General features: G+C 65.7%; 9 protein-coding genes. 6 read left to right on the plus strand and 3 right to left on the minus strand.

Translation table 11 applies throughout. The annotated features are described in order from the left end of the window. Positions 1-289, minus strand: a 289-nt coding sequence (locus RMO97_RS20820; protein ID WP_310542916.1) for a MaoC family dehydratase, incomplete at its 3' end; no start/stop codon positions are given. Positions 290-779: 490 nt separating this feature from the next. Between RMO97_RS20820 and RMO97_RS20825 the strand changes: the two genes are divergently transcribed. The 3 genes from RMO97_RS20825 to RMO97_RS20835 all read left to right on the plus strand — a co-directional run bounded on the left by RMO97_RS20825 (position 780) and on the right by RMO97_RS20835 (position 3162). After that, a complete protein-coding gene (locus RMO97_RS20825) occupies positions 780-1238 on the plus strand; it encodes a FixH family protein (protein WP_310542917.1) in 459 nt (152 codons plus the stop codon). A gap of 86 nt (positions 1239-1324) precedes the next feature. After that, entirely contained in the window at positions 1325-2476 is a 1152-nt protein-coding gene (locus RMO97_RS20830) for a cytochrome c peroxidase (protein ID WP_310542918.1), read from the plus strand. Positions 2477-2502: 26 nt separating this feature from the next. Then, positions 2503-3162 carry a DJ-1/PfpI family protein gene (locus tag RMO97_RS20835; RefSeq protein WP_310542919.1) on the plus strand — a complete coding sequence of 220 codons (660 nt, stop codon included), beginning with the start codon at positions 2503-2505 and terminating at the stop codon, positions 3160-3162. Here the strand turns inward: RMO97_RS20835 and RMO97_RS20840 are convergent. Further along, positions 3123-4115 carry a GlxA family transcriptional regulator gene (locus RMO97_RS20840; RefSeq protein WP_310542920.1) on the minus strand — a complete coding sequence of 331 codons (993 nt, stop codon included), beginning with the start codon at positions 4113-4115 and terminating at the stop codon, positions 3123-3125. The genes RMO97_RS20835 and RMO97_RS20840 overlap by 40 nt on opposite strands. 300 nt (positions 4116-4415) lie before the next feature. On the opposite strand from RMO97_RS20840, the gene RMO97_RS20845 reads away from it, so the two are divergent. From RMO97_RS20845 to RMO97_RS20855, 3 genes are all read left to right on the plus strand, one after another. Then, positions 4416-5516 carry a DJ-1/PfpI family protein gene (locus RMO97_RS20845; RefSeq protein WP_310542921.1) on the plus strand — a complete coding sequence of 367 codons (1101 nt, stop codon included), beginning with the start codon at positions 4416-4418 and terminating at the stop codon, positions 5514-5516. 57 nt (positions 5517-5573) lie between these two features. Continuing rightward, entirely contained in the window at positions 5574-6017 is a 444-nt protein-coding gene (locus tag RMO97_RS20850) for a hypothetical protein (protein ID WP_310542922.1), read from the plus strand. Positions 6018-6106: 89 nt separating this feature from the next. Next, on the plus strand, positions 6107-6895 hold the full coding sequence (locus RMO97_RS20855; RefSeq protein ID WP_310542923.1) for a DUF3703 domain-containing protein: 789 nt from the start codon (positions 6107-6109) through the stop codon (positions 6893-6895). 647 nt (positions 6896-7542) lie between these two features. Here RMO97_RS20855 and RMO97_RS20860 read toward each other — a convergent pair. Continuing rightward, positions 7543-7814 (minus strand): hypothetical protein (locus RMO97_RS20860; RefSeq protein WP_310542924.1); only part of this gene is annotated, 272 nt, incomplete at its 5' end.

A 7814-nucleotide genomic window follows, 5' to 3' on the forward strand; every position in this document is an offset into this window, starting at 1 on the left:
CTGGCTTATGGAAGGTCAGAGTCTGGCTAAGATAGATGGCGCCCGCACCGGGCAGGATCGTGCCGACGACCGCCGAGCCGAACGATGCCGACAGAAGACCGTGTGCGATCCGGCCTCGGTAGGCCGTCTTGGACGCGAACGTTTCGTCCATGTGCAGCGGGTTGAAGTCGTCCGATGCTTGCGCAAACTGGGAGATCCGCGCCTCCGTCACAGTCACGCGCTTTTCGGCGGTCATGCCGACGGAAAGCTCCTCCAGGATGTAGCCCCCGGAGGGGTGTGCTTCGATCATGTGACCGCAGTAGTGGTCTAGCTAATCCCTCGCCAGCAGAAACGGCCGCTGGAGCTGGTATCAGGGTGCCGCGTGATCAGCACTGCCGCGTCGCAGTTTATTTGCCAGGCTTGAGGCGTTGCGCCGGAACACCTGCATGAAGCGGCTGCTATCGCCTACCAGCGGGTTTGACTCCGCTCCCGATCAGCCGCGGCCGTCGCCTTTGCGCCAACACCGGCCGCGGCTCTCAGGCGCGAACTAGACATTCGCAACAGATTCAGTAGGGCCCGCTCCACGGGTGGTAAGCCCCATTGCCAGTGCGCTGAGGCTGCCCGCCATGAAGCAATGAGCTCTCAGCGCGCAACAGCCTTTCGATCTTTTCAATCGATCATCCAAACAAACGCCTCCGGAGGGTGTGGCGGGATTGGCGGCAACCTTGTCATTTTAGCCAACACATTCCGATGGTCTCTTGTGAACCGAGGGCACGCTCGTCCTCAGAAGAGAGAACACGATGTCCCAGCTCCACAACACGACAACACAGCGACCCCGTGGCCGTCTTGTCTTCCTGCTCACTGTGATCGGGGCCGCCATCTTGTTCGCGGCGCCGGCGTTCGCTCGGCCGCCAAATCTCGACCGCTCTTTGAACCGCGTGACCGACCATGGTGTCTTCCACGTACAGCTTGAGAGCACTCGCAGACCAATCCCTTTGTGGCGGGTGCACCAATGGACCGCACGGGTCACGGATGCGTCGGGTCAGCCCGTCAGCGGCGCCACAGTTGTGGTGGGCGGCGGCATGCCCGACCACCGCCATGGTCTTCCAACAGCTCCGCGCGCGTCGGCGACCACTGCGCCCGGTGGCTACGTGATCGATGGCGTCAAATTCTCCATGCCGGGGTGGTGGGTTCTCACCCTCGCCGTGAGAGGGCCTGATGGCCGCTCCGACATGGTCACTTTCAACCTCATCCTATGAGAGGCTGGCTGGTTGCGTTTGGGCTAGCGGCGGCGATTGTTAGTCCATCCCTCGCCGTGCCGACTTGGTCGGCCGACGAGCTGGCGATGCTGCGCATGCTGTCGCCTGGAGCGGCCCTGGCGCCGCCCGCCGACCCCTCCAACCGTGTCGCGGACGATCCCCAAGCCGCCGCCCTCGGCCGTTCGCTCTTCTTCGACGCGGGGCTCAGCGACAACGGCAAGGTGTCCTGCGCGAGCTGCCACCAGCCTGAGCGCGGATTTACGGACGGCCTGCCAGTGGGGCGAGGCCTGTCAGACGGCGCGCGACGCACCATGCCCGTTGCCTCTGCCGTCCACTCGCCCTGGCAGTTCTGGGACGGGCGCGCCGACAGCCTGTGGGCCCAAGCCCTGGGCCCGGTTGAAAACCCGGCCGAGCACGGGTTCACGCGCACCCAAGTCGCCCACGCGCTGGCCGCGCAGTACCGCGGCCCCTACGAGCGCCTGTTCCCAGCCTTGCCGGCTGCGCACGACCTCCAGCGGATCCCCCAGCGCGCCTCGCCGGTGGGTGACGCCCAGGCCCGCGCGGCCTGGGACCGGATGGCCGCCGCCGACCAGCGCGCCGTGAACCTGGCCTTCGCCAACTTCGGCAAGGCGATCGCCGCCTACGAAAGGACCTTGACCGTCCAGCCTGGCCGGTTCGACCGCTATGTGGCCGGGTTGTTCGCCCAAACCGGCGGATCCGCGGGCGCCTTGAGCACCGACGAGCGGGCGGGGCTGCGGCTGTTCATTGGCAAGGGCCAGTGCGCCAACTGCCACAACGGCCCCTTGTTCTCGAATGGAGGGTTCGCAAACACCGGCGTGCCTCCCAGACCTGGGCACGCCCCGGATCGCGGTCGCGACGAGGGGGTGCGCAAGGCGCTCAACGATCCCTTCAACTGCAAGGGCGCATTTAGCGACGCCCCGCCGGCGCGCTGCGATGAGCTGGAATTTGCGGTGACGGACAGCCCAGAGCAGGTCGGAGCCTTCAAGGTCCCTTCCCTGCGCGGCGTCAGCCAGCGAGCGCCCTACATGCACGCGGGCCAGCTGGCCTCGATGGATCAGGTCCTGGACCACTATAACCGCGCGCCAGCGTCCGCTGTCGGCCACTCCGAATTGCAGCCCCTTGGCTTAACCTCCGCGGAACGCCGACAGATCGTCGCCTTCCTGCGGACCCTCGACGAGACAACCCCAGCAACCTCCCCGCGAAAGGCACGCCGATGACAGAAGGGTCTCAACCCGCGGGCAATATGGAGACTGCCCCGCCCGCGCCGCGTCGTGTCGCGGTCCTGATTTTCGACGATGTCGAAGTTCTCGACTTCGCGGGGCCGTTCGAGGTCTTTGGCGTCGCGCGGACATCCACCGGCGCCATGGCGTTCGAGGTGGTCACGATCGCGCTCGAACCTCGCCCGATCCACGCCCGCAATGCTCTGAAGGTCCTACCGCACCTGGCGGCGCGGGACCTCACCGTCCTCGACGTGCTGGTCGTGCCGGGCGGACAAGGCACGCGGCGAGAAATGCACAATGATGCGATGCTGGACACCGTCCGGCGTCTGGACGCCGCCGCGGAACTCACTCTGTCGGTGTGCACAGGTGCCTTGCTGCTGGGCGCGGCGGGCCTGCTCCATGGCCTCGCGGCCACCACACACTACGGCGCGCTTGACGAATTGCGCGCGCTAGACTGTGGCGAGGTCTTGCCTGACGCGCGGGTCGTCGACAACGGCCGGGTGCTCACGGCAGCCGGCATCAGCGCAGGTCTCGACGCCGCGCTCCATGTTGTGAGCCGACTTATCAATCCCGACGCGGCAGCTGAGACCGCCCGCTACATGCAGTATGACTGGAGCCGCCAAGGCGTGGTGCAGCGAGGCCCTCAAACCCCTGCAGGGACGCGACCGAACCGTTCACGGTAGTCCCCAGGTGTGATGCCGCAGCGCTTCTGGAAGGCGCGGTGGAGGCCGTCCAGGCTTCCAAAGCCCGACCGATCTGCGACCCGAGCTAACGGCCAGTCGGACGTCTCCAGGTACGCCTTTGCCCGGTTGACCCGGGCTATCTCGACAAAGGCCGCGGGCGTGACCCCGGTCTCCAGTTTGAAAACCCGGCTAAACGTCCGCTCCGTCATTCCGGCTCGATCCGCCAAGGCCGGCAGCGAGAGGTCACCCGACGGACTGGCGGTGACCTCAGCGATGAGAGTCCGCAGGCGCGGCGTGGCCGCCGCCTGAACGTTCAGGCCCGAGCTGTATTGGGTCTGACCGCCCGGCCGGCGGATGAAAAGCACCAGATTGCGGGCCACGGCCAGCGCCACATCGGGTCCGCAGTCGGCCTCGACGAGGGAGAGGCAGAGGTCGATGCCGGCCGTGACGCCCGCCGAGGTGTAAAAGGGTGGGTCGGCTACGAAAATGGCGTCGGGCTCGACCTTCACCGCCGGGCGGAACGCGCGCAGTTCATCGCAGACCTCCCAATGTGTCGTCGCCCGCCGACCGTCGAGCACGCCGGCCGCCGCCAGCACGAACGCTCCAGAACAGACGCTGCCGATCCGGCGGGTTCCAGGCGTCCGCTCCGCCAGCCAGGCTAGTATCTCGGTGTCGCGCATAGCCAGCAGGCCATCCTCGTCGCCGCCTCCGATGAGGATCGTGTCCAGGTCGTCGGGCAAGTCCCGCAGGGCGGTCGATCCGGCGAGCTCCAGGCCGGAATTGCAGAAGATCGTTCCGCCGGCCGGCGAGGCGAGGATCGGCTGGTAGGCGGCCTGACGCCCGAAACGGTTGGCCATTGCGAACACTTCGAACGGCCCGGCCAGGTCCAGGGACTGAACGCCAGGGTAGCCGATGATGGCGATCTTACGACTCGAGGTCTGAGGATGGGTCATGGCGCATATTGCGATAAATCCGACATTTCCGCCATATCTTTCGGCGTCTAGGTTCGCTGTCGATCCATCCCGGATCTGAAGGAGCCACCCAATGACCGTCTCTACCTCCTGCCCGCCCGTCTCGACCTGCGTCTGTGATCCCTGCACGTGCAGCCCGGTCTGCACGTGCAGCACGGCCTGCGCCTGCGGCGAGGCCTGCGCATGCGCTTCGTCCGCGACGTCTCAGCCGGCCCCCGCGCCCTAATCCGGCCGGGGCTTCGGCCCTGTCCCGGTCACACGCCGCACCATCAGGAGACCTCCATGCGTACTCATATCGTCGCCGCGGGCGCCGTCGCCGTCGCCGTCGCGTTCCATCCGTTCGCTTCCAAGGCCGACCCAGGACATGATCGGGACCACCTGAGTGTGCCGGCCCCGAAGGCGAGCCGCTCTCTTCCGCTCGTTGTGGTGGTGGCGGAAAACCTCGGCGCCGAAATGACCGACTTCGCCATCCCCTACGGCGTGTTGAAGGAGTCGGGGGTGGCCGAGGTTCGCAGCCTCTCCACCAGCGCGGGGCCCGTGCAGCTGTGGCGCTCCCTGAAGATCGTTGCTGACCAGACGCTCGGCCAGTTCGATGCGCAGGAACCAGCAGGGGCCGACATGGTCATCGTCCCGGCGCAGGTTGATCCCAAGGACAAGGTTCTCATCGCCTGGATCAAGACGCAGGCGGCGAAGGGAGCGACCATCGTCTCGGTTTGTGAGGGCGCCCGAGTGCTCGCCAAAGCGGGACTGCTCAAGGGCAAACGGGCGGCCACCCATTGGGCGGCCGTCGAGAGCCTGACCAAGAGCAATCCCGACACCGTCTGGGTTCGTGACCAGCGCTATGTCCAGGATGGCGCGATCATCTCGACCACCGGCGTCACCGCCTCGATCCCGGTGTCGCTGGCGCTCGTCGAGGCCATCGGTGGCCGGGCCGTGGCACAGACCACCGCGGCGCGGTTTGGGGTCACAAATTGGACCGCAGATCACCGCACGGCCAATTTCCAGCTCACCAAGGCCGACTATTTGGCTGCGCTCAAGAGCGCCGCAGCGGTCTGGAGACACGAGACTGTAGAGGCCCCCGTCTCCAACGGTGTCGATGAGGTCGCGCTCTCGCTTCGCGCGGATGCCTGGGGACGCAGTTACCGCACAAAAGTGGTCACCACGAATCCGGGCCTCAGGCCCGTACGCTCCCGGCACGGCCTGACCATTCTGCCGGACGCCGAGCCGCAATCGGGGCGCTATGTAATTCCAGGGGGCCCGGGTCCTGCAGCGCCGCAGCTTGACGCGGCGATCGCGGCGATGGGCAAGCGCTACGGACCCGTCGCCGTGCGCCTGGCGACGATCGGCCTGGAGTACGACCTGCCCACCGGCCGGCGTAACTGACATGGCGCAGGTCACAGCCATTTGCCGCCGCCCCACGCCCGGAACAGGAGCCGTCGGATGAACGCCGTGTTCTTGGCGCAGCTAAGCTGCGGAGCCTTCTTTCTCACAGGCCTGGTCACGGGGGTGTGGAAGTACCGCGCGATGATCCTCGACGAGGATGGCCTCGCGCCTGCCTACGTCGACATCTGCCACCGCGCGGCGCTGATGTACGCCTTCGCCTGCCTGGTGCTCGCCGAGTTCGCCGGGCTCAGTGTCTGGCCGGGCCTGGTCAACATCCTCGCTGTAGCTGTGCCGGTGCTGTTCTTCGCAGCCGCGGTTGGATCGTACGCCATTCATGGCCTACTGAAAGACACTGACAACCAGTTGCGGCGGCCGCATCGGCTCGGCGACCGGCACATCTCCAGCAGCGCGATGAACGCTGGGGTCTACGCGTTGGCGCTCGGCGAGATCGGGGGCTTTCTGGTCCTATTCAGTGGCTTTCTCGTGGGGCTCTCCAACTAGGCGTTCGCGCCACCCTGTGACCACGGGCTGAGCGATAGCCCTTCGCCGGCGCCTCTGAGCGCGACAGTTCTCGCTATAGGAACACTTCAATGGAAACCGTCATCGGTGTGACCCTGGCTCTCGGCGTTGCGCTATTCGCCAGCGCCGCGGGATTTGATCGAGCCCGGAGCTTCTACCCAGTGCTCCTCGTGATGATCGCGGGTTATTACGTCTTGTTCGCCGTCCAGGCGGGCTCTGTCCACATCCTGACCCTGGAGCTGTGGTTCGTCTGCGGCTTTGTCAGCATTGCGGTGGCGGGCTTTCGATGGAACCTCTGGCTCGTGGTGGCCGGTTTGCTGGGCCACGGAATGCTCGACTTCGTCCACCCTCACCTAATGCCAAACCCAAGCGCTCCGATCTGGTGGCCACAGTTCTGCCTGGCGTTCGACGCTGCGGCGGCGGTCTGCCTCGCCGTGCGGCTGCTTCCCTCGATGGCGCCGGCGGTCGCGGCCGAACTCGCGGCCGCCGAACTCTGCGAACGCCACGGCCGTTGGGCCGCGGCGTTCGCCCACCTCGAGCGCGCCCACGTCCTCGGCCAAACCTCGACCATCGATCATGTGCGCGTGCACGTTCGAATGCTTTGGTGGGGGCTGAGGCGGCGGGACACTCGCGAAGTCCGTGGCCAATTGGTCCGTATCATCGGTGCAGCGACCAAGACGGCGCTGGGGCTTGTGCCTCGGGGCAATACTGGCGGATCGAAGGTAAGCGCCTTTCGGCCAATGCCGATCTCGGCTGAACTGGCAGTGGTGCTCGCCGCCATGCCTCGTGCGTCCTTGCGGGAGCGGGTGGCGGAGGTCTGGCGCGCGGGAGGGTCTGAGCAGACCTGTATCGACCCATAGCCTTCTTACGTGTCTCTAAATAGCGCTCGGCTAGGCCAGCGCCGCCAGCCGCGTCATCACCATAAGTAGGGCTTTGACGGTTGCCGGCACTGTCCCTCCGAGCGCTCAGGACGCCACGCTCTTTAGCCCGCTACAGTGGGCGCAATTCGTGAACAGGCCTTCTGCCCTTCGCGCACCGGTCACCACGCATTTGGCGTTTGGATCCGAGCTGGCCCGCAAACCGACGTCTCGAAGGTCAGCTCGGCGGCCGATGGCATGCCCAACCATTCGAGCCCAAGTGGGGCTTGCCGGCCGTCCGGCTGCATTGGCCAGCTCCCGCCGATTTCCGATAACACTGCACATCCGAAGTGGAACTGACAGGTTAAAGCCACAATTCGGCTCCTACGCAAAAATTCGAGCGTTTTGGCCTAAGGACGCGGGTCGACAGGGGTTGATTTCACTCGTTTTCACGGCCGCGGGAAGTAGCCCTTTCCGCCAGAAAAGAACCTTTCCGACTTAGCCAGTCAGTACCCTCTCGCTTGGGCTTGGCCATAATGATCAACGCGTGAATCGCACAAATTCCTTTTCACTACCGAGCGCCGCGCCACCATCCCTGCGCGGATGACCGGGCCAGCGTCGCTGGGCGAGCTACAACAATGGACCGCCGACTAGGCTTGCAGGCCAAGGTGCTTCGCCAGTTCGTCGTAGTCATGCTGCCAGAGAGGCCCGCCGCGCGGGTCGGTCTGATAGAAGGATCGGAAGCCGATCATTTGCTGCAGCTTGGGGGACATCTCCTGGGCCTCTTCGATCGGTACGGCGAAGGGATAGGCTTCTTCCGGTACCAGGAAGCCGGGGTTGAATGGCGAGGTGATTACCCTGCGTCGCACGTCAGCCGTGACGTTAGCCCCACCACCATGGACGAGCTTGCCGCTGTAGAAGA

Source organism: Phenylobacterium sp., from assembly GCF_031425575.1.
Lineage (GTDB): Bacteria > Pseudomonadota > Alphaproteobacteria > Caulobacterales > Caulobacteraceae > Phenylobacterium.

Coding starts and splice junctions, on each gene's coding strand:
- RMO97_RS20825 (WP_310542917.1), top strand. CDS start 780: ATGTCCCAGCTCCACAACACGACAACACAGCGACCCCGTGGCCGTCTT.
- RMO97_RS20830 (WP_310542918.1), top strand. CDS start 1,325: ATGCTGCGCATGCTGTCGCCTGGAGCGGCCCTGGCGCCGCCCGCCGAC.
- RMO97_RS20835 (WP_310542919.1), top strand. CDS start 2,503: ATGGAGACTGCCCCGCCCGCGCCGCGTCGTGTCGCGGTCCTGATTTTC.
- RMO97_RS20840 (WP_310542920.1), bottom strand. CDS start 4,115: ATGACCCATCCTCAGACCTCGAGTCGTAAGATCGCCATCATCGGCTAC.
- RMO97_RS20845 (WP_310542921.1), top strand. CDS start 4,416: ATGCGTACTCATATCGTCGCCGCGGGCGCCGTCGCCGTCGCCGTCGCG.
- RMO97_RS20850 (WP_310542922.1), top strand. CDS start 5,574: ATGAACGCCGTGTTCTTGGCGCAGCTAAGCTGCGGAGCCTTCTTTCTC.
- RMO97_RS20855 (WP_310542923.1), top strand. CDS start 6,107: ATGGAAACCGTCATCGGTGTGACCCTGGCTCTCGGCGTTGCGCTATTC.